We start from the raw sequence: 20,278 nt of genomic DNA on the forward strand, positions 1-20,278 counted from the left end.
TTTTTAAAATTAACTAAAAACGTAAAGAGAAATAATGGAACAGAATATTTTAGACTGTGTAATCATCGGATCAGGACCTTCAGGCTTTACAGCTGCTATCTATGCAGCGCGTGCCGATCTGAAGCCGGAACTTTTTACGGGTCTGGAGCCTGGCGGACAGCTTACAACTACAACAGAGGTTGATAATTTTCCCGGTTATGCAGATGGGGTTACAGGGCCGCAGATGATGATGGACTTGCAGAAGCAGGCTGAAAGATTCGACACAAAAGTTCATTATGAGCTTATCACTAAAGTTGAATTCGCGACTGAAGTTGGCGGCATCCATAAACTTTGGGCTGGCACAAGGGAAATTCTGGCAAAGACGGTGATTATTTCTACCGGAGCTACGGCAAAATACCTCGGTCTGGACGATGAGAAAAAATATGCCGGCGGCGGGGTTTCGGCGTGTGCTACCTGCGACGGATTCTTTTACAAGGGTAAGGATGTTATCGTAGTTGGTGCTGGTGATACCGCTGCAGAAGAAGCTACCTATCTGGCAAAGCTTACCAATAAAGTAACGATGCTGGTACGTAAGGATACCTTCCGTGCTTCCAAAGCAATGATTCACCGTGTGGAAAACACTCCTAACATAGAAGTGAAATTCAATCATGAACTCATCGCTATTGAAGGTGAGAATTCGCTTGTGGAGAGAGCAGTTGTGATTAACAATATCACCCAGGAGACTTCTAAAATTGATGTTCACGGGATTTTTATAGCTATCGGACACAAACCTAATACAGATATCTTTGCAAGACAGATTTCTCTGGACGAAAACGGATACATTAAAACTGTTTCGGGGTCTACACATACTAACCTGCCAGGCGTTTTTGCTGCCGGAGATGTTCAGGACCATATCTACAGACAGGCAATTACGGCTGCCGGTAGTGGCTGTATGGCTGCGATGGATGCCGAAAAATATCTTGCAGAACTTCACTAAACATTGTAAACACGCTGGCAGGATAAAATGAAATATCTCCTGATCATATTTTTAGGCGGAGGAGCGGGCAGCGTACTCCGCTTTCTTATTTCCAGAAGTACACAGTCACTCTGGAATATGGGTGGTTTCCCTTTGGGAACTTTTGCTGTAAATATGCTGGGATGCCTGCTTATCGGAATATTATCCTCCGCAATCCCTAAAGAATTTAATGAACTTAGGTTACTGCTTATCGCGGGTTTTTGCGGGGGCTTCACTACCTTTTCTGCCTTCTCACTGGAAGGTCTTGCCCTTTGGCAAAATCAAAATTATACAATACTGGCCCTATACACAACAGCCAGCATCCTCTTGGGATTGCTGGCTGTTTGGCTGGGTTCACAGATCCGTCTGTAAAACCTGTTCAGAAATTTATCTGATAATATTATCGTTTTTCGGACGGAATTTCTCCTTTCCGCTAATCAGTTCAAAGAAAAACCGGAAGTCACTCATCAGTGTGCGCACCGGCGCTTTAATTCCCGTAGGCGTATTCTTTTCGAATACATGCCCAAAGGCTGGTAAAGCCAGCAACGTAAGTGGTAGATACCAAAAAAAGCGTTCCTGCCCGGAATATATGATGTAGATAAGAATCCAGAACGTGAAGAAAATTCCTAAAAAATGAAACACCCTGTTCATGGGTTTCTGATGCTGACTAAGATAATATCCGTAAAATTCGCCGTAAGTCATTTTTTGTTTTCCCATAAGTTTTTGCGTCTGTAGGTACCTGCCACGACTTACCAGTGTTTCTGTCAGTTCAGATCACCGTTCAGGTCACGCTGCAGTTTGCTGTTCTTCATGCCGTACATGAAGTAAATAATGAGTCCCACTGCAAACCAAAGACCAAACCAGAACCAGTTATTATGCGTCATCCCCGTCAGCAGATATAAACAGCACGTAAGTCCCAGAAGAGGAATCAGGCTTAGGTTACGGGTAAACGAAAGATATACCAGAATAAAATTGATGATGATATAAATGGTTACTGATATCCTGAATTCACCGTTTACAGGGTCGCTCCATTTCAGCAGATCGGCAAAAAATTCCGGTTGCCAATAGTAGAACCCCGAAAGACTGCCTAAAAACAATATCGGAAAAATATACCTGGAGTTCACATAAGGCATGTGGAACCGGCCTTTAAGCTTTTCTTTTCGTGGCATAAGCAGTATTCCTCCGTTCACCAGAACAAACGCGAAAATGGTTCCTATACTTGTGAAATCAAGTATAAATGACTTGTCGGTAAACAGGATGGGTAATCCCACTGCGATGCCGGTAATTATGGTAGCAAAGCCAGGTGTTCTGTATTTTTCGTGAATGGTGGAAAACTTTTTCGGTAACAGACCGTCGCGGCTCATGGCATACCAGATCCTTGGCTGGCCCATTTGGAACACCAGAAGTACAGAAGTAATGGCAATGATTGCTGTAACAGAAACTACAAATTCCATCCACGGAATGTTCCCGTTTTCCGGTGCGAAGATGAAGGACAGCGGGTCGCCCACACCTTCAAATTTGCGGTAATCCACAAATCCGGTCAGGATTAATGTCAGTGCAATATAAATCAGAGTACTTACCACCAGCGAAATAATCATTCCGCGGGGCAAATTCTTTTGGGGATTTTTGGTTTCTTCAGAAAGAACACTCAGCGCATCAAAACCGATATAGGCAAAGAAAACTCCGGAAACAGCTGCCATCACTCCTGAAAAACCGTTAGGCATGAAGCTGGTGGTACCGTCCTTACCCACCGGTGTCCAGTTATCAGAATCAATATAAAAAACGCCTACGCATATAATAAGGATGATAACTGCAATCTTCAGTATTACAAGCATATTGTTGAAATTCTTACTTTCTTTAACGCCTATATATACCAGAGCGGTAATAGCGATATTAATAAGGATCGCAGGAATATCTACAATGAACTTCCAGCCTGCCACGATAGGGGCGCTGGTCCAGGCATTAATCAGATTCCTGTTTTCGGAACCGTTTTCAAAGGCTTTCCTGGCTTCCGGATAGCTGGTAGACAGATAATCGGGCACAAACACTCCAAGCCGCTCCAGAAATCCCGTAAAATAATCACTCCACGAAAAGGCTACATAAATATTCCCGAACGAATATTCCATTATGAGCGCCCAGCCAATGATCCAGGCCATCAGTTCGCCAAAACTGGCGTAGGCATAGGTATAAGCGGAACCAGCAACGGGAATCCGGCTGGCAAATTCGGCATAGGAGAGAGCCGTAAAACCGCAGGCAATTCCACAAATTATATAAAGCGAAATAACGCCGGGTCCACCACGGAAAATGGCTTCGCCCAAACTGCTGAAACTGCCCGCGCCGATGATGGCAGCCAGTCCGAAAAATACGATGTCCCAAACACCAAGCACGCGGTTCAGACCGGTTGAATGGTCGGCTTCGGTGTAGTGTTTTCTCCTGAAAAGTTGGTTCATAAGTTTATTTGATGTTAACAAATGTAATGAAATAACAGAAAAACCGCTTGCGGGAAGCGGTTTTTCTCAAAGTTGTCAGCATTTACTAAAACTAATTAAATTTTAGCTGTTTAATTCTTGATTTCCGAACCTTAATACTGCGGGTTAATAAAAAATTGCTGTTTTTTCTTCTAGAATATCCAGTAACAAAGTCTTTTTTTTTGCAGAAATTTTTTCTGTAAATGTTTTATTGAAGGTTTCCTTCCGTAAATACAAGTTTTCCGGAGAAATACTTTTATCGATGATGTAAAAATCGAATGGGTAATTTGTTTTGGTCATCAATTCCTGAACTAAATCCTCCTTATTGGTAATGCCAACAAATTAAAAATTGATAGCCTTACCATAATTTTCCATTAAATTTTTGTACCCTTCTACGATTTCAATATTATTCTCACAATTGGGAACCCAGAACTGAACAATACTTGGTTTGTCGCCAGATTGGATTTTAAAAGCCAGTTGATCTGGTGTTACTGCATAAACTTTATGTTGAGTGTAAGTGAATATGTTAAACATAAGAAATAGAGCTACCAGAGAATTCATAGTTTGTATTTTAGGAGAATCTTTTAAGTTCATTTTTACTTAACCAAATAGCGTTTATTATACTTACATAACAAAGTGTGAAACTGGATCAGCCTTATATTAATCATTTTAGTCACCGGATTTTTATGCTACTTTAACGTTATCCACATATCCACAATAACGATAACACTTGTGAGGGTAATAACTAATCGATATTTTCGTTGATAAAATAACCTTCCTAAAACTGAAAAATGAATTCGAAGAAAATGATACTGGCCGGCGCCGTTTTTTATTTTGGATTAGCCGAAGCTCAGCACTCCAGATATTTCAGTGACCGCGGTTCTTATACCTACAATTTGGCCGAAAACCTTTACCAAACAAGGGTTTTTAACGCGTCTCAATACGAATATGCCCAGCAATATTTTTATAACCATAATCTTACTGCCTCCAAAAAAGAAGCTGCGCAGTTCTTTGACAACGTAATTGGGGTCATACTTCAGAAAAATCATGCTGAAAAAGGCCTTGCCGCCTTCATGAAAGAATATCCGGAATCTGCATTTTTTGCTCAGGCCAACCTGCCACTGGCGGACTATTATCTTGCCCAAAAAGATTTTGACAAGGCCCTCGAAACCCTCCAGAATGTGAATCAGTATCAGCTTTCCCGTCAGGAAAACGCCGATTATATCCTCAAACTTGGTTATGCCAAATTCATGACCGGCGACAGCCCGGGCGCAATCCGTGCGCTGGAGGAAGCTTATGAAAATGGCGGCACAGAAAATAAAATGGAAATCGCTTATATGCTGGGTCACCTGTATTATGCAGACCGCCAGCACAATAAAGCCTTTCAGTATTTTGACAGTGTGAAGTCTGACGAAAAGTTCGCCAAACTGGTGCGTCCTTATTATGTGCAGATGTACTACAATGAGAAGCAGTACGACCAGGCCATTGCCGAAGGAACAACTTTGCTGGACGATCCTTCTATTTCCGAAGCCTACAAAGCTGAAGTCCACAAGATCATAGGGGAGAGTTATTTTATGAAAAAGGACTATTCCGCTGCGTACCCGCACCTGAAAAGTTTTGTGGAAAGCAAATCCAACCCAAGCGAAAGCGACCTTTATCAGATGGGATTTGTGGCGGCAGAGCTTCAGAAATATGAAGATGCAGTTTCGTATTATAACAAGCTCATAAACAGTAATTCTGCCCTGTCTCAAAACGCATATTACCAGTTAGGAAACGCTTACCTCCAAACCGGCAGGAAGCAGGAAGCACTTTCGGCCTACCGTTCCGCACATCAGATGGATTATGACAGTTCCGTACAGAAGCTGGCACATGAACAGTATGCCAAATTAAGTTACGACGTAGGTAACCCGTTTGAGGCTGCACCAAAGGTGATTCAGAATTATATCGATAAATATCCTTCTGATGCCAAAACACCTGAATTAAAGAGACTTTTGGTTAAATCCTACCTCTATTCCGGAGATTATAAAGAAACTCTGGCCGCTATAGATAAGCTTCAGAACTCAAGCCCGGAAACTGATAAAATTGATCAGGAAGTTTCATACCTGCTGGGTACTGAAGAATTCAACAAAGGGAATTATGATGCTGCCGAACAGTATTTCTTAAGAAGCCTGGAATTCAACATCAATAAAGAATTTAACAGCCGTGCACATTACTGGCTGGGTCAGACCTATTATCAGAAAGGCAATTATTCATCAGCAATCAGCCATTATGAAAACGTCCTTACAGGTCCGGCATTTCCGGAAAAAAGGCAGCTTTCTTACGATTTGGGATATGCCTACTTTAAATCGAGAGATTTCACTAAAGCAAAGCAATATTTTGCAGATTACCTGAAAAATCCTGATCCAGAATTTAGGAACGATGCCGAACTGAGACTTGCAGATACGCATTATGCCAACAACGAATTGGCAGATGCTATTGCTATTTATGACAGTGCGGCCAATGTGAATGACTATACCGTTTTCCAAAAAGGTCTGGCACTTGGTTTCCAGGGCAAAAATGCAGAAAAAATTACTGTTCTGAAAGGGCTTATTTCCCAGTATGCCAATTCGGAATATGTGGATGATGCGCAGTATGAAATAGGAGTGGCTTATTCCACCGATGGTGATTATACAAGCTCTAATGACTATTTCGGCAGAGTAGTAAAAGAAAGTCCGGACCGTGATCTTGTGGCAAATGCACAGATTTACAGAGCGCAGAATTATATAGACGGCAATGATGATGCTAAAGCGCTGGCTGAATTTCAGCAACTGGGTACCCAATACCGCGGAACAGCTTTTGCGTCCAAAGTGGTACAGGCCTCACGTCCTCTCTATATGAAAAACGGAGATATAAGCGGCTATCAGACATTTGCACAGCAGCTTGGTGTAAGGATAGAAGCGGCTGAACTTGATGAAATTAACCTGGCTACAGCTAAGCAGCATTACCTGAAAAAAGAATACGCGCGTGCCGTTCCGTTATATGAAAAGTACCTGAGTCAGAATCCGACAGGCGAAGGCTTATATCAGGCACAATACGAATTGGGCGAGAGCTACTATCAAACTTCCAATATCACAAAAGCATTGCTTACTCTTCAGGATGTCGCATCGGTTCAAAATGATTATCAGGAAGATGCACAGACAAGGATTGCACAGATTTACATTTCACAGGGTGATGTTACTGAAGCCAAAAAGTATCTGAATCCACTAATGTCTTCCGAAAACGTGAATATCAGGAATTTTGCGATTGTAGAACTAATGACGATTTTTGCATCCGAGAAAAACTTTAAAGAGGCAGAACGATTGGCAGATTTGGTACTTGCCAACAACAAAAATGCACCGGCAGTACTTGAAAGCGCGAGGGTGATAAAGGCCAGAAGCCTGATGAACGGCGGCAAGGATGCGCAATCTGCTTATGCAGCGCTGGAAAAATCTTCCAATCCTGCAGTGGCGGCTGAGGCACTGTATGCAAAGGCTTTCTATCAGAACAAAGTCAAGTCTTATAAATCTTCTAACGAAACTATCTTCAAACTGGCCAACAATTATGCGGCAGAAGAATATTGGGGAGCTAAGGCGCTTGTCCTGATGGCCCGTAACTATATAGGTCTTAAAGATAATTATCAGGCAAGTTATACAGTAGACCAAATCATTGCCAACTACCAGGATTTGCCTGAGATTGTAGCCGAAGCCCGTGAAGTTAAAAAACTCATTAAATAGAAATTTCCATTAAAACGATATAGCGCATCCTTCACCGGATGTATGCGCAGGCAGTTAAACTGAAAATTATGAATAAGAAAGTTCAAATTATATCCCTTTTGTTTTTGGGAATCTCACAGGTCGCTTTCTCTCAGATCAAAGAGGAAAAACTAATTCTGGACCGCAAACGCGAGCCGGAAGTCAGAAAGATAGAGAAGAAGAAAACTTCTGTAGAAACCATTAAAAACTATCCGCCGGAGGAAAAATCCCAGAATCCCGTCAACTATAACCTGACTAACGTGCCTGCCGCGTCAGATTTTGCGACTTCTACTATTGAGGGCGAAGATATCTCCCCACAATTAGGTTCCGATTATCAGGACAACTATCTGCAGTTCGGAATGGGAAATTTTGGGAAAGTACTTTTCGACGGTAGTGTTTCCTACATCCTGGAAAGTAAAACCGAAGTTGGTACAGATGCGCATGTACTTTCTACAAGCGGTCTAAAAGGTGACTATCCGTGGGACAGCAATTCCAGTCGGGTGGATTTGGGCGCATTCCTGAATTCTTATGGCGAAAAAGGAAAATTCAACGCAACTGCGGGTTTTGGCTCACATGATTATAATTACTACGGTATTTATGCGCTGCAGCCTGATGCAAATACCAACCTGAAACAGCAGGTTCAGAATATAACCCTTAACGGTTACTACGACCATTATTCCAATGAAATCCTGAACGATATCAGGCTGAAAACCTCTTTCCTTTCTGATAAATTTGATGCGAAGGAAACATATGGTGGTTTGGATCTGAATCTGTCCAAGCACGGTATGAATTTCCCGCTGGAGGGTGTGAAACTGCATGCAGACCTGGGCCTTGGACTGGAAACACTTGATACTGCTTTTGAGTTACTTAGCCAGAACAACTCAAATTTCATTGAAGGATATGCGGAACCGAAATTATCGTTTTACCGGGGGAAAAGTTACCTGATGATTGGCTCAGGTTTCAGTTTTCTTAATTCGAAAACACAGAACAACCTGCTGGCCGAATCTACCTCCCGAAGTAAAACCTATTGGTTTCCCAGGGCTGAGATTTTTTTTGCAGGCTCGGAGATGGCCAATCTCTATCTGGGTGTAGACGGCGGACTTCAACACAACTCGTATGCCTCTATGCTTCAGGAAAATCCTTACCTGGTTTCAGATCAGGTCATCCGACCGACCGAAACAAAGTATAGAGTCTATTTCGGAATCCGTGGTGATATCAGCCAGGATTTGAAGTACGACGTGTCCGCGGGCTTTGCGAAGGTAAACGATATTCTTTTCTACAGAAGCAATGGTCTGTTTACACCCGAAAATACCCTGAACCGTCCTGCTTATGATTTTGCCAATACTTTTTCCGCAACCTATGATAATGGGTCTGTAAATGAGGTAAAAGCATCGTTGCAGTACTTTCCGCTGGAAAACCTGGTACTGGATGGCAATGTGAACTATAACTTCTACCGACTGAATAATTTCGAGGATATCCTGAATAAGCCATTGATCCGTGCAGAGTTGGGTGCTAAATACACGCTTCTAGACAAAAAACTGTTACTGGGTTTCAAGGGTTTATTTGCAGGTGAGCAGAAGACAAACTACTTTGCTGTTGAGCAGGATCCTCTGGTGCCAGACAATTTTGAAGTTACAGAATTTATGGACGGTAAAGTAAAAGGTTTCGCAGATCTGAATCTGTCTGCAGAATATAAAGCGCACCGCAATGTAAGTGTTTTCGTTATGGGTAATAACCTTCTGAACAACAGTTATGAAAGCCACAATGCTTACCGGGTTCTTGGCGCACAATTCCTTGCAGGACTAAAAGTGACTTTCTAATCTGCTAAGAAACATTCTGTGATCATACAGGCACCGCTTCATCAGTTATGAGGCGGTTTTTTTATGTATTGGATATGAAATTCCCTTTATTGGTTTAAATTTGTCCATATAAAAACTAAATAAACTATGGAAGATGTGTTTAGCGCAAAGGACGCTCAGAATTATATTGAAAGGATTAACAAACTTACTCCGGATTCAGAAAGGCAATGGGGTAAAATGACGGTAGATCAGGTTTTGGCACATATGAATGTTCCTTATTCATTCATCTTCGAAGCCGATAAACAGAAAAAAACAGGGATGATCGCAAAATTTCTGCTTAAGAATTTTGTGAAGCCGAAGGTGGTAAATGATATTCCTTATAAGCAAAGCATTCCTACCAGTCCAGTTTTTATTATCTCCGGCGAACGTGATTTTGAAGCGGAGAAGAAGAAACTGATTGGTAATATCCAGCGTGTGCAGCAGTTGGGTCGCGAGGCGTTTGAAGGTAAGGAGAACTCCAGTTTCGGAAAACTTACTGCTCAGGAGTGGAATAATATGCTGGCAAAACATCTTAATCATCATTTGCAACAGTTTGGTGTTTAATATTTTGCATCATGTTAGCTCAAAATAACTTCAAAGACAAGATTTCCTTACTGCTTTTATTTATTTGCAGTTTGAGTTTCTCACAAAGTGTTGATCTTTCAGCCGTATGGATAAACGGGGGGCAATATTATGAGGGAAAGATCAATACCGGCACAGACCTTAAGTTATATATTACGCACTCGTCTCAAAGCACAGAAGCTGATCTTGTCTACAATGTTGCGGGATATTCAACTGTCAGAACCAACGCTACGCCATTTAACGGAGTGATAACAATAACGGGGCAGAAGAAAACAAAATCGGAAGTGATTATCACCGGACACTACAGCCTTTCCGAAGAGGGTGCCGGCAGACATTCGGGTGCATTCAAAGGTGATTTAACAGGTTTCATCGCAGTCAATGATTTGGGTAATCCAACCGGAGATCATCAGACTTCATTTAGTGGTAGTTGGCAGAGTCGCGACGCCACACTTCTTTTTAAAACTAACTGGAAAAACAAATAACCATGATCAAAAAAATTATAGCTGTTCCGGCAGGTGTTCTGGCCGGCGGATTGGGTATCTACTTAACAGAGACTCTTGGACACAAACTTTACCCGCTACCAGCAGGTATGGATCCTAATGATATGGATGCTATGGCATCCTACGTTTCTACCGCACCTTTTATGGCACTTTTCTTTGTGGTTTTGGCCTACGCCGTGGGTGCGCTCCTTTCGGGCTATATTTCAACTAAAGTTACGGCTGACGGAAAGATGATTTATGCGGTAATCTGCGGTCTCATATTTCTGCTGCAATCCATTTACATGATGTATATAATGCCAACACCAGCCTGGTTATGGTTAGCAGGTATTTTGGTATGGTCACTCGTGTTGGTAGGCTACAGGCTGGCTGATAATTCAAAACCAATAAAAAACTGATATGGATCTGGGAGCATTTTCTGTAAGCCTGAATGTACGGGACATTCAGCAATCGTATGAATTTTATAAAAAACTGGGTTTTGAACAAATGGGCGGAAATATAGACCAGAAATGGCTGATTTTACGTAATGGAAGCACAGTACTCGGTCTTTTTCAGGGTATGTTTGAAAAGAATATCTTAACCTTCAATCCGGGCTGGGACCAGAATGCCGCTAATCTTGAAAATTTTCAGGATGTACGGGAAATTCAAAAACTACTGAAATCAGCCGGTTTATCACTTGATAAGGAAGCTGATGAAACTACCTCAGGACCGGAGCATTTCATATTACAGGATCCAGACGGAAATCTAATCATGTTTGACCAGCACCGTTAAATTTAAATAATCAATGAGAATCCTTAAAATTACTGCCTACATCGCAGCTGCATTAGTTGTTTTCTGGCTTATTGCAGCAACCTTGATATCCGGTGACTGCAGGTTTGAGAAATCAACAGCCATAAAAGCATCGGTGGAAAAGGTATGGCAGAATACAAATACCCTGAGAGCTATGGATTCGTGGAGTCCATGGCAGGAAAAAGATCCGAATGTGAAAAAAGTTTGGTCCGGCAGCACAGGTCAATCGGGTGAGCAGCAGTGCTGGGAAGGAAATGATGCTGTTGGCAAGGGTTGTATTAAAGTACTGAAAGTAGATTCTGTGGCGAAAAGGATTGATATTGAAATGAAGTTTTTAACTCCTTATGAAAGTGAAGCAATGGAGTATATCATTGTGCAGCCAAATGGGTCCGGAAGCAAAGTTATAAGGGGATTCACCTCAGAAATTCCATTCCCTTTCAGCCCAATGAAGCTTTTTATGGACCTGGAAGATCAGGTGGGACCCGATTTTACCTCAGGTCTGCAGAAGTTGAAGGTACTATCCGAAGAACGTTAGATACCTTTATATAGCAAGACTTTATCACAAACAAGTAATCAAATTAAATATAGAAACTATGGCAACAGTAAATGTGTATTTAACTTTCAACGGTAACTGCGAGGAAGCTTTTAACTTCTATAAATCAGTGTTTGGTGGGGAATTTCCTTACATCGGGAGATTTGGAGATATGCCTTCCGAAGGAAATGAAAAAATGTCGGATATAGAAAAGAACCGCATTATGCATGTATCCTTACCAATCTCCCAGGAAACAATGCTTATGGGAAGTGATACAGGTGGCGAATGGTCGTCCGGTTTTCTGCAGGGAAATAACTTCGCATTATCACTAAACACCGATTCGCGCGAAGAGGCCGACCGTCTGGCAACTGCGCTTTCGGAAGGTGGAGTGGTGACAATGGCAAACGCCGAAACCTTCTGGGGAGCTTATTTCGGAATGTGGACGGACAAATTCGGCATTAACTGGATGGTGAATTATGACGATCCTGAAAAGGTTCAACAATAAACCGTACTAACAAAAAAACTGCTGAGAAATCAAGCAGTTTTTTTATTACCTAAATCATGAATATTTCGTAAAATCATCAGTTTCTGATCCACTTCCAGAGTTCCTTCATCGTAGCTTTATTTCCGTACATTAAAATGCCCACGCGGTAAACCTTGGCTGCAATAAATACCATGAGAAAGGTGCTCAGAATCAGCAGAAACATAGACAACGCGATTTCCCAAACAGGTACTCCAAAAGGTATACGCGCCACCATCGCCACAGGTGAGGTAAACGGAATGATGGACAGCCAGAAACCGAGCGGACCGTTCGGGTTATTAATGATGGTAATGCTTCCGTACATGCCTATCATCAGCGGGATGATGGCGAAAAGCGTGAATTGCTGCGTTTCCGTCTCATTATCTACAGCAGATCCGATGGCAGCATACATGGAACTGTAAAATATGTAACCGAAAAGGAAGAAGAAAAGAAACACAGCTATTACAAGCGGCACATTCATCTCCAGCAGGATATGTGATACTTCGCCTGCAATCTGGGTAAAATCCACCTTGTCCACTACCTGCTCACTTCCGGCAGGCAGGTTGTTTTTCATAGCGGCAAAACCGGTATTCAAAAATACAGCGCCCAGAATCGCCATCGTAATCCACACGCTGAACTGTGTAAGCGCCACCAGGGTAACACCCAGGATCTTGCCCATCATCAGCTCAAATGGTTTTACAGATGAAATCAGGATTTCAACAACGCGGTTGTTTTTTTCTTCCAGCACACTTCTCATTACACGAACGCCGTAAATGATGATAAACATAAAAACGGCATACATCAGCACCATACCAAGGCCATACTTTACACCGAAATCCATGTCTGTGTCCACCTGGCTTTTATCGTTTACATTACTGCTTTTCAGTTCGAAATTTCTATCCAGCTGAACAATCTTCTCTTCATCTATATTGAGCTGTTTAATCTTTACCTCACGCAGTACTGCTGAAAGATCATCAACAATACGCTGCTTGGTTTCAAAACCGATCTTATCATTGACAAGCAGTTTGGAATTCTTTTCCAGAAGGTTAAATCTGCCTTCTTCCAGCGGTGCCAGGATCAACAGACCGTTAGTTTCCTCCATATCTTTCAGTCCGTGTACAAGCTGACTTTCAGAGGCCGGATTCACATAAACATACTTAAGTTTGTTATCTGACTTCAGCTTGCCGGCGAAAAGCCCTCCTTTGTCTATGACATTTACGGTATACTGTGTTTCATTGGCTTTCAGCATTACCGCGATAAAAGCGCCGAATGCAATCATAATTATAGGAGCCAGAATGGTGAGGATGATAAAGGATTTCTTCTTTACCTGTGTAAGGTATTCACGTTTGGTGATTAAAAAAATATTCTTCATATTGAAGTTATGTGCGTGTTGCAGGCTTAAATGATTGTGGACGAAACGGGTGCATCGGCAGTATGGCCATCACGCACCGCCGTGATGAAGACCTCGTTCATGCTCGGAATCTTCTCATCGAAGGAACGGACTTTTCCTATTCTTACAAGTTCTGAGATAAGGTGATTCTGGTTTCCGTTATTGCTTATTTCAAATGAAACAAGTTCATTTGCCATCGAGAAATTATCTATCCTATGACCTGTACGGAAATTTTCAAACTGCTGCTTATCAACATCCGAAATGGTAACTCCAAAAATATTTTTCTTAAACTGCTCCCGAACATCGAATACTTTTCCGTCCAGTATCTTTCTTGAATTGTGAATAAGTGCCACATAATCGCACATTTCCTCCACACTTTCCATACGGTGTGTGGAAAGGATAATAGTGGTGCCACGTTCCTTTAAAGCCAGTATCTGGTCTTTAATAAGATTTGCGTTCACGGGGTCAAAGCCTGAAAAAGGTTCATCCAGTATTAGCAGTTTGGGTTTGTGCAGTACCGTGACTACAAACTGTATCTTTTGCGCCATCCCTTTGGAGAGTTCGCTGAGTTTCTTTTTCCACCACTGGTCTATGTTCAGCTGTTCGAACCAATATTTAGCTTCATACAGAGCCTCACTTTTGCTCATACCCTTAAGTTCACCGAAATAAAGCAGCTGGTCGCCTACCGTCATATTCTTGTATAGACCCCGCTCTTCGGGCATATATCCTATATCGCGAATGTGGCTTGGGTTCAGTTTTTCACCGTTGATGAAAACTTCACCGCTGTCGGCCTGGGTAATTTGGTTGATGATACGGATGAAAGTAGTTTTTCCGGCTCCGTTCGGGCCAAGCAGTCCGTAGATACTGCCTGTCGGAACGTCTATGCTGAAGTCCTGAAGCGCGGTTTTCCGTCCCGCATCATAAGACTTTTTAACCTGGTGTGCTTTTAACATTTCGGCGGTTAATTATTTTATAATTTAATGGGGAAAGTTACGGAAAATAATGGTGTGAAACAGCGATGAAATTAGGACTGTAGATCATTAAGAACCTGCAGGTCTCCAATTTTCACTATTAAATTTATATTTAACAGTAAAACTAGATTTCTTAAAAACATTGTAAAGCAGTTACTTATCCATTTTCAAACGACTACAAACGATAATAAATATTTTTTAACCGAATAAATTTTCTTCGCCGTTGAATCTTTGCAACAGAGATTTGAGAAAAACAGTGAGTCTCTTATCTATGTCTAACAATAAAATTTTAAAGTCATGTCACTAAGAAACAGAGTAACCCTAATCGGTCACACAGGAAAAGAAGTAGAAGTTATCAACTTTGAAAAAGGAATGAAGGCAAGTGTATCACTCGCAACAAATGATTTTTACACCAACGCCATGGGCGAGAAAGTAGAGGAGACCCAATGGCATTCATTGGTAGCCTTTGGAAAAACTGCCGAAATCATGCAGAAATATGTCCAGAAAGGTAAGGAGATCGCAGTAGAAGGCAAGCTAATGTACCGCTCCTACGACAAAGATGGTCAGAAGATGTACATCACCGAAATTCGCGTAGAAGAACTTGTGCTCCTGGGAAGCAAATAAACGATTGTGAAGCCGGATGACTGCATAGTGATCCGGCTTCATGATCAGTTTTAAAAAGAATAAAACCACTAAAAACACCAAGTCATGAAAGTTAAAGTATTAAAGGTCCGGATTGATGATGCCTTCATCCGCACCGACCAGCAAAAGCTGGACAAGTTTCTGGCAGAGCATCAGATTTTAAAGTTCGAATCAGCTTTTATTAAAGAATCAGAATGCTGGTCCGTTATCCTTTATTTTGAGGAGAAAAAGCCTATCCTGAATGAAGAGCAGGCCAGAAAATACAGTGCGCCCACTGAGACCGAACTTAACACTGACGAAGTGAAAATCCTGGATGCACTGCGGCTTTGGCGAAATGAAAAAGCCAAAGACCAAAACCTGCCTTCCTATTTTATTGCCACAAATAAGGAACTGCTTTCAATAGCGAAATATAAACCAGCCAAAAAAGAAGAGCTTCAGGATATTAAAGGTTTTGGCAAACATAAAATTGAGAATTACGGCGAGGAAATTATCAGTCTTGTAGAAACCGTTTAAAGCACAAGTTCGTTGTCCGAACCCTTTTAACCTTTCCACCTGCAAAACACCTGTCGAACCGCTTATTTTGGAAGAAATTATGCCTACGATTTTCAATGGAAAAGGTTTTCTAAGTTAATTCAGGAGGACTCACCTGCCAATCGCTTACAAATCATTATTTTTGCATTTGGCAGAAGTATAATTTTCTGCAACCATAACCTAAAGATTAATAATGAAGCCAAGTTTAGCGAAAGGAACCCGCGATTTCAGCGCCGGAGAAGTCATCAGGAGAAGACAGATTATCAATATACTTCAAAAGAATTTTGAACTTTTCGGTTTCCAGCCTTTGGAAACGCCCAGTTTCGAAAACCTGTCCACTCTAACTGGTAAGTACGGCGAAGAAGGTGACCGTTTAATTTTTAAGATCCTTAATTCCGGAGATTATGCTTCCAAAACCAAAGACGAAGACTGGAATACTAAGAATTCGCAAAAACTAATTTCACAAATTTCTGAAAAAGCCCTTCGCTACGACCTTACAGTACCTTTTGCCAGATATGTAGCCATGAATCACGGTCAGATGGTATTTCCCTTCAAGCGATACCAGATCCAACCCGTTTGGCGTGCCGACAGGCCGCAAAAAGGCAGATTCAGGGAGTTTTATCAGTGTGATGCTGATGTAGTAGGTTCCGAGAGCCTTTGGCAGGAGGTTGAACTGGTACAGCTTTATATTAAATCGTTTTCGGAACTTAAGATTCCTGTGACCATTCACCTCAACAACCGTAAAGTGCTTACTGGCCTGGCTGAGTATGCCGGCATCGCGGATCAGCTGATTGATTTTACCGTTGCCCTGGACAAACTGGACAAAATAGGGAAGGAGGGCGTTGTAAATGAACTTCTTCAGAAGAATATTGATCAGGCTTCCATTGATAAACTGGACTTCCTGTTCGCTCAAAGTGATGATGCTCTGGAAAATGTTCAGCAACTGAAAACGAAGTTTCAGGGAATTGAGTCCGGTCTTAAGGGTGTGGAAGAGCTTGAGTTTGTGCTTACCAAATGCCTTGAACTGGGTATTGTTTCGGAACAGCTGAAATTTGACATTACCCTGGCCCGTGGTCTTGACTACTATACCGGTGCAATTTTCGAAGTAAAAGCCAAAGATGTTGAAATGGGATCCATCGGTGGTGGCGGCAGATATGATAACCTTACAGAAGTTTTTGGCGTTAAAAATATCCCCGGAATCGGTATTTCATTTGGCCTGGACCGTATTTATCTGGTAATGGAGGAAATGAACCTCTTTTCTGCTGATGAAAATACAGGCGTACAGTATCTTTTTGCAAACTATGGCGAAGCGGAGGCGTTGGAAGCTGTAAAAGTAATTGCTCAGTTAAGGCTGAAAGGAATTTCGGCAGAACTATATCCCGAATCAGCAAAACTGAAGAAACAGTTTACATACGCTGAAAAGAAGGGTATTCCAAATCTGGTTTTCTATGGTGGCGAGGAAATTTCAAACAGCAAAATCACGGTGAAACATCTCTTAAGCGGAGAGCAGCAGACCGTTGCACTGCGCGAATTTCTTGTTTAATAACAATATGGCTTCTGGATAATCCTGTTCCGTAGGTCGAAATACTTTCATTTATGGATAATTATCTGGACATAAACCGCAACAGCTGGAATGCTAAAGTGGAGCATCATCTAAAGTCAGACTTTTATTTTGTAGATGAATTTCTGGCTGGCCGGACGTCGCTAAACTCTATAGAGCTTGAAATTTTAGGCGATGTTTCCAGCCGGGAAATCCTTCACCTGCAGTGCCATTTCGGACAGGACTCCATCTCTCTTTCACGCATGGGTTCGAAGGTTACAGGGGTTGATCTTTCGGACAAAGCCATTGATGCAGCCCGCGACCTGTCGGCAAAGACAAATTCAGATACCCGGTTTGTGGTTTCGGATATTTATGCACTGCCGGAAGTTCTGGATAAGAAGTTTGACATTGTGTACACAAGCTATGGTACCATTGGCTGGCTGCCGGACCTTGACAAATGGGCGTCAGTGATTTCGCATTTTTTGAAACCCGGCGGTAAACTGGTCTTTGTGGAATTTCATCCTTTTATCTGGATGTATGATGATGATTTCAGCCATGTGAAATACAGCTATTTCAACGAGGAAATGATTGTAGAGTTGGAACACGGAACTTATGCTGATCAGTCTGCAGATTTGTTTCAGAAATCAGTTACCTGGAATCATCCAACTTCCGAAGTTTTAACAGCTCTTCTTAAAAACGGACTTCAGCTGTCCTCGTTCCGGGAGTATGACTGGTCGCCATATCCGTGCTTCAGGCATAATGAAGAATTTAGTCCCGCCAAATACAGAATTCCGCAGTTCGGAAATAAAGTCCCGCATGTCTTTTCACTTACGGCAATAAAAAACTGCCTTCAAAATGAAGACAGTTACTAAAATATTTTTCTGGAAGTTAAAGACTGCTGCTGTTTACGTCAGATCTAACTTCATCGGCTTTATTTTCAGCTTTGTTCGCGTACTCACCTGCCTTACTCTGAACCTGAGACGCCATATCAGAAGCTTTGCTCTTCAGGTCGTTACCTAATTTACCCAAGTTGTCTTTAGCGGTGTTAAATTTATCCTTAACCGCTTGCTGCTCTTCTGGTGTAGAGTTTTTGTATTTCCAGAATGCAAACGCTCCAAGGCCCAAAAGTGCTAATAATCCATTTCTTCTAGTGCTCATAGTTTTAATATTTGTTTGTTAATAATAAATGTTACCCAACTGACTGTAAAATCTATGCCAAAGGAACTTTACAATCTCTTAAAATTGTATTAAAACCATTTCTGAAAAAACAGGAGAATTATACTTTAACTATTAGCTGAACTGTTCGTACATCTTTCCATCGAATGATGCAAATACCATTGTTGGATGACTTTCCAGGTGGAAAATATTGCCGTCACTGTCAATAGCGATTGCTCCCGCAAAACCATCAATTTCGGCCAACTCCTGGAATGTCCTGCTGAAAGCCTCGTTAATCGGTATCCTATCCGTCACCCGTGTTACAATCTTAGCTGCTGTGGCATTGCTTACGATATCTTCACCCACGCCGGTACAGCTCACCGCACAGAATTTGTTTGCATAGTTTCCTGCTACTGTGGCTGAGTCTGAAATGCGTCCTACAAGTTCAAAGCCTTTCCCGCCGGTCGATGTTGCAGCCGCCAGTTTTCCATCATTGTCCAGAACTACGCAGCCCACAGTGCCCAAGCCGCCGTTTTTAAGTTTCTCTTCGTACTCCGCACGCCGCTGTGGAATTTCGGTTGAATAATCTTCAAAACCATGCTTTGCAGCATATTTCTTTGCACCTTCTCCACCCAAAACCCTGTCTTCTTCCTTAGTAAGTACTTCTGCAACCTTAATCGGATTCTTAACAGATTCAATATTAATAACGCCGGAAAATTTTTGGGTTTCACCGTTCATTAACGAAGCACTCATCCGTATTTTACCGTCACTTTGGATCTGGGAGCCGGTACCTGCATTATAAAGTTCATCATCCTCCAGCAGTGAAACCGCGTAAACAGCTGTCTCCACAGCATTGTGATCCTGAAGATATTCCCAACTGTTTTCAATAATATTTTTCAGGGACTGCTGTTTGGCAATCTTCGTTTCTTCAGATTGGCTGCTTTCAGAAAAGAAGCCGCCATGGATAATTATCTTCATAAATTATATTTTAGGATTGGGGATAATTTATTGCCAGCGAAAATCTTATGTAGGAATTGGGCTGTATTGAGTATTCTCTATTGTAAGTTCTTTTGTTTTCAGGTTAAATCTGTCGTTCACAGACATTACATGTACAATCAGGTTGTCTATGGACACAGGTTCCCCCAGATTAACATTGGTAAGATTGGTATCTTTGATAAAACGGCCGTCAACCAGAATCACAAGGCCGGAACCGACCGCGGTCATACAGTCATCCTGGATGAAAAGACCTGTATCTTCACCCAGACCGATTCCCAATGTTCTGGGGTTGCTCACGACAGCCTGAAAAAGCCTGCCAATCCTGCCGCGCTGAACGAAATGAGTATCAACAATTACATTGTCGATGAAACCTAATCCCTGGGTAGTTTTAATCTCACCCTTAAGCAAGGCTTCGCTACTCGAGCCCTGATAGATCATATTCTCTGAGGCAGCAGCAGCTCCTGCAGAAGTACCGCAATAAAGAAAATCGGTTTCCTGATATTTCGTAAGTATGGCATCGTGAAATCTTGTTCCTCCCAGAATAGAAGTAAGACGCAATTGGTCACCACCCGTAAACATAACCACATCGGCACTGTTGGCACGCGCTACAATTGCATCCGAATTAGCCTGCTCACGGGTTTGTATATCCAGGATATTTACATGTTTTGCGCCAAGAAATTCAAAAGCTTTCTTATATTCAGGTCCCACAATTTGAGGAATCTGCGAAGCGGTGGTGATGACCTCAATTACAGAATCTACCTTATTCCTGCTTTCATTGATTATTTTTCGCAGGATGCCCCGTTCAAAAAAATTCAGGTTTTTCTCTACACTTTGTTCGTACTCGGATTCTGTAAAACTGCCTTTATTTACAGCTCCTCCGATGATCATTAATTTTCCTACAGGCTTCATACCGTGCAAATTTATATAAAATTATAGCTGCTCTGCTTAATCTGAAAATCTGATTATGTTCCTATCCGATGATACATTTGAGTCCTACGCCCGACTGCGTGGACGATAAGAGCAATTGAACAGTAGGCCTTAAAACCACAAAAATTTTAGCCAG

The 20,278-nt window shown here is 41.9% G+C and carries 22 protein-coding genes; 14 read left to right on the forward strand and 8 right to left on the reverse strand.

The genetic code is table 11. The features are described 5' to 3' along the window. Window positions 1-34: 34 nt before the first annotated feature. Complete coding sequence (trxB, locus tag H1R16_RS00975; protein ID WP_181886098.1) at window positions 35-976, forward strand: thioredoxin-disulfide reductase; 942 nt, start codon at window positions 35-37, stop codon at window positions 974-976. A 27-nt stretch (window positions 977-1,003) separates the two neighbouring features. Next, window positions 1,004-1,366: a fluoride efflux transporter CrcB gene (gene crcB, locus H1R16_RS00980; protein WP_181886097.1), complete on the forward strand. Its 363-nt coding sequence runs from the start codon at window positions 1,004-1,006 to the stop codon at window positions 1,364-1,366. A 15-nt stretch (window positions 1,367-1,381) separates the two neighbouring features. Here crcB and H1R16_RS00985 read toward each other — a convergent pair whose 3' ends face one another. The 3 genes from H1R16_RS00985 to H1R16_RS00995 form a co-directional block, all read right to left on the reverse strand. Then, window positions 1,382-1,711: a DUF962 domain-containing protein gene (locus H1R16_RS00985; RefSeq protein ID WP_181886096.1), complete on the reverse strand. Its 330-nt coding sequence runs from the start codon at window positions 1,709-1,711 to the stop codon at window positions 1,382-1,384. A 47-nt stretch (window positions 1,712-1,758) separates the two neighbouring features. Continuing rightward, on the reverse strand, window positions 1,759-3,444 hold the full coding sequence (locus H1R16_RS00990) for an APC family permease (RefSeq protein ID WP_181886095.1): 1,686 nt from the start codon (window positions 3,442-3,444) through the stop codon (window positions 1,759-1,761). Window positions 3,445-3,804: 360 nt separating this feature from the next. Then, window positions 3,805-4,023 (reverse strand): hypothetical protein, encoded by a 219-nt coding sequence (locus H1R16_RS00995; protein ID WP_181886094.1) that lies wholly within the window; start codon window positions 4,021-4,023, stop codon window positions 3,805-3,807. A 230-nt stretch (window positions 4,024-4,253) separates the two neighbouring features. On the opposite strand from H1R16_RS00995, the gene H1R16_RS01000 reads away from it, so the two are divergent. From H1R16_RS01000 to H1R16_RS01035, 8 genes are all read left to right on the forward strand, one after another. After that, window positions 4,254-7,214, forward strand: a complete 2,961-nt coding sequence (locus H1R16_RS01000; protein ID WP_181886093.1) for a tetratricopeptide repeat protein — start codon at window positions 4,254-4,256, stop codon at window positions 7,212-7,214. Between the two features lie 68 nt (window positions 7,215-7,282). Then, window positions 7,283-9,052, forward strand: coding sequence for a TonB-dependent receptor (locus H1R16_RS01005; protein WP_181886092.1), 1,770 nt, complete (start codon window positions 7,283-7,285; stop codon window positions 9,050-9,052). Between the two features lie 126 nt (window positions 9,053-9,178). Beyond that, complete coding sequence (locus tag H1R16_RS01010) at window positions 9,179-9,634, forward strand: DUF1569 domain-containing protein (RefSeq protein ID WP_181886091.1); 456 nt, start codon at window positions 9,179-9,181, stop codon at window positions 9,632-9,634. Window positions 9,635-9,645: 11 nt separating this feature from the next. After that, window positions 9,646-10,134, forward strand: coding sequence for a hypothetical protein (locus H1R16_RS01015; RefSeq protein WP_181886090.1), 489 nt, complete (start codon window positions 9,646-9,648; stop codon window positions 10,132-10,134). 2 nt (window positions 10,135-10,136) lie between these two features. Next, a complete protein-coding gene (locus H1R16_RS01020; protein ID WP_181886089.1) occupies window positions 10,137-10,547 on the forward strand; it encodes a hypothetical protein in 411 nt (136 codons plus the stop codon). 1 nt (window position 10,548) lies between these two features. Continuing rightward, entirely contained in the window at window positions 10,549-10,920 is a 372-nt protein-coding gene (locus H1R16_RS01025) for a VOC family protein (RefSeq protein WP_181886088.1), read from the forward strand. Window positions 10,921-10,933: 13 nt separating this feature from the next. Next, complete coding sequence (locus H1R16_RS01030) at window positions 10,934-11,473, forward strand: SRPBCC family protein (protein WP_181886087.1); 540 nt, start codon at window positions 10,934-10,936, stop codon at window positions 11,471-11,473. Between the two features lie 58 nt (window positions 11,474-11,531). Beyond that, the gene (locus H1R16_RS01035) at window positions 11,532-11,975 is read left to right on the forward strand and encodes a VOC family protein (RefSeq protein WP_181886086.1); all 444 of its coding nucleotides are present in this window, start codon (window positions 11,532-11,534) and stop codon (window positions 11,973-11,975) included. Between the two features lie 76 nt (window positions 11,976-12,051). Here the strand turns inward: H1R16_RS01035 and H1R16_RS01040 are convergent, their stop codons facing one another. Both H1R16_RS01040 and H1R16_RS01045 read right to left on the reverse strand, forming a co-directional pair. Continuing rightward, window positions 12,052-13,362 carry an ABC transporter permease gene (locus tag H1R16_RS01040; RefSeq protein ID WP_181886085.1) on the reverse strand — a complete coding sequence of 437 codons (1,311 nt, stop codon included), beginning with the start codon at window positions 13,360-13,362 and terminating at the stop codon, window positions 12,052-12,054. Window positions 13,363-13,388: 26 nt separating this feature from the next. After that, window positions 13,389-14,333 carry an ABC transporter ATP-binding protein gene (locus H1R16_RS01045; protein ID WP_181886084.1) on the reverse strand — a complete coding sequence of 315 codons (945 nt, stop codon included), beginning with the start codon at window positions 14,331-14,333 and terminating at the stop codon, window positions 13,389-13,391. 315 nt (window positions 14,334-14,648) lie between these two features. Here H1R16_RS01045 and H1R16_RS01050 point away from each other — a divergent pair, with 315 nt between their 5' ends. The 4 genes from H1R16_RS01050 to H1R16_RS01065 all read left to right on the forward strand — a co-directional run bounded on the left by H1R16_RS01050 (window position 14,649) and on the right by H1R16_RS01065 (window position 17,936). Next, entirely contained in the window at window positions 14,649-14,975 is a 327-nt protein-coding gene (locus H1R16_RS01050) for a single-stranded DNA-binding protein (RefSeq protein WP_181886083.1), read from the forward strand. Window positions 14,976-15,059: 84 nt separating this feature from the next. After that, the gene (locus H1R16_RS01055) at window positions 15,060-15,506 is read left to right on the forward strand and encodes an HRDC domain-containing protein (protein WP_181886082.1); all 447 of its coding nucleotides are present in this window, start codon (window positions 15,060-15,062) and stop codon (window positions 15,504-15,506) included. A 211-nt stretch (window positions 15,507-15,717) separates the two neighbouring features. Further along, the gene (gene hisS, locus H1R16_RS01060) at window positions 15,718-17,067 is read left to right on the forward strand and encodes a histidine--tRNA ligase (RefSeq protein ID WP_181886081.1); all 1,350 of its coding nucleotides are present in this window, start codon (window positions 15,718-15,720) and stop codon (window positions 17,065-17,067) included. Window positions 17,068-17,120: 53 nt separating this feature from the next. Next, window positions 17,121-17,936: a class I SAM-dependent methyltransferase gene (locus H1R16_RS01065; protein WP_181886080.1), complete on the forward strand. Its 816-nt coding sequence runs from the start codon at window positions 17,121-17,123 to the stop codon at window positions 17,934-17,936. Between the two features lie 16 nt (window positions 17,937-17,952). Here the strand turns inward: H1R16_RS01065 and H1R16_RS01070 are convergent, their stop codons facing one another. The 3 genes from H1R16_RS01070 to H1R16_RS01080 form a co-directional block, all read right to left on the reverse strand. Further along, on the reverse strand, window positions 17,953-18,222 hold the full coding sequence (locus H1R16_RS01070) for a YtxH domain-containing protein (RefSeq protein WP_181886079.1): 270 nt from the start codon (window positions 18,220-18,222) through the stop codon (window positions 17,953-17,955). Between the two features lie 132 nt (window positions 18,223-18,354). Beyond that, complete coding sequence (locus H1R16_RS01075) at window positions 18,355-19,197, reverse strand: isoaspartyl peptidase/L-asparaginase (protein ID WP_181886078.1); 843 nt, start codon at window positions 19,195-19,197, stop codon at window positions 18,355-18,357. 45 nt (window positions 19,198-19,242) lie between these two features. Next, entirely contained in the window at window positions 19,243-20,124 is an 882-nt protein-coding gene (locus H1R16_RS01080; RefSeq protein WP_181886077.1) for a cyanophycinase, read from the reverse strand. Window positions 20,125-20,278 lie beyond the last annotated feature (154 nt).

This window comes from Marnyiella aurantia (assembly GCF_014041915.1).
Taxonomy (GTDB): Bacteria; Bacteroidota; Bacteroidia; order Flavobacteriales; family Weeksellaceae; genus Marnyiella; species Marnyiella aurantia.

Excerpts from the sequence above, each read along its gene's own strand:
- crcB (WP_181886097.1), top strand. The coding sequence starts at position 1,004 with ATGAAATATCTCCTGATCATATTTTTAGGCGGAGGAGCGGGCAGCGTA.
- H1R16_RS01075 (WP_181886078.1), bottom strand. The coding sequence starts at position 19,197 with ATGAAGATAATTATCCATGGCGGCTTCTTTTCTGAAAGCAGCCAATCT.
- H1R16_RS01065 (WP_181886080.1), top strand. The coding sequence starts at position 17,121 with ATGGATAATTATCTGGACATAAACCGCAACAGCTGGAATGCTAAAGTG.
- H1R16_RS01015 (WP_181886090.1), top strand. The coding sequence starts at position 9,646 with ATGTTAGCTCAAAATAACTTCAAAGACAAGATTTCCTTACTGCTTTTA.
- H1R16_RS01030 (WP_181886087.1), top strand. The coding sequence starts at position 10,934 with ATGAGAATCCTTAAAATTACTGCCTACATCGCAGCTGCATTAGTTGTT.
- H1R16_RS01025 (WP_181886088.1), top strand. The coding sequence starts at position 10,549 with ATGGATCTGGGAGCATTTTCTGTAAGCCTGAATGTACGGGACATTCAG.
- H1R16_RS01010 (WP_181886091.1), top strand. The coding sequence starts at position 9,179 with ATGGAAGATGTGTTTAGCGCAAAGGACGCTCAGAATTATATTGAAAGG.
- H1R16_RS01035 (WP_181886086.1), top strand. The coding sequence starts at position 11,532 with ATGGCAACAGTAAATGTGTATTTAACTTTCAACGGTAACTGCGAGGAA.
- H1R16_RS00985 (WP_181886096.1), bottom strand. The coding sequence starts at position 1,711 with ATGGGAAAACAAAAAATGACTTACGGCGAATTTTACGGATATTATCTT.
- H1R16_RS01045 (WP_181886084.1), bottom strand. The coding sequence starts at position 14,333 with ATGTTAAAAGCACACCAGGTTAAAAAGTCTTATGATGCGGGACGGAAA.
- hisS (WP_181886081.1), top strand. The coding sequence starts at position 15,718 with ATGAAGCCAAGTTTAGCGAAAGGAACCCGCGATTTCAGCGCCGGAGAA.
- H1R16_RS01050 (WP_181886083.1), top strand. The coding sequence starts at position 14,649 with ATGTCACTAAGAAACAGAGTAACCCTAATCGGTCACACAGGAAAAGAA.
- H1R16_RS01070 (WP_181886079.1), bottom strand. The coding sequence starts at position 18,222 with ATGAGCACTAGAAGAAATGGATTATTAGCACTTTTGGGCCTTGGAGCG.
- H1R16_RS00990 (WP_181886095.1), bottom strand. The coding sequence starts at position 3,444 with ATGAACCAACTTTTCAGGAGAAAACACTACACCGAAGCCGACCATTCA.
- trxB (WP_181886098.1), top strand. The coding sequence starts at position 35 with ATGGAACAGAATATTTTAGACTGTGTAATCATCGGATCAGGACCTTCA.
- H1R16_RS01080 (WP_181886077.1), bottom strand. The coding sequence starts at position 20,124 with ATGAAGCCTGTAGGAAAATTAATGATCATCGGAGGAGCTGTAAATAAA.
- H1R16_RS01000 (WP_181886093.1), top strand. The coding sequence starts at position 4,254 with ATGAATTCGAAGAAAATGATACTGGCCGGCGCCGTTTTTTATTTTGGA.
- H1R16_RS01040 (WP_181886085.1), bottom strand. The coding sequence starts at position 13,362 with ATGAAGAATATTTTTTTAATCACCAAACGTGAATACCTTACACAGGTA.
- H1R16_RS01005 (WP_181886092.1), top strand. The coding sequence starts at position 7,283 with ATGAATAAGAAAGTTCAAATTATATCCCTTTTGTTTTTGGGAATCTCA.
- H1R16_RS00995 (WP_181886094.1), bottom strand. The coding sequence starts at position 4,023 with ATGAATTCTCTGGTAGCTCTATTTCTTATGTTTAACATATTCACTTAC.
- H1R16_RS01020 (WP_181886089.1), top strand. The coding sequence starts at position 10,137 with ATGATCAAAAAAATTATAGCTGTTCCGGCAGGTGTTCTGGCCGGCGGA.
- H1R16_RS01055 (WP_181886082.1), top strand. The coding sequence starts at position 15,060 with ATGAAAGTTAAAGTATTAAAGGTCCGGATTGATGATGCCTTCATCCGC.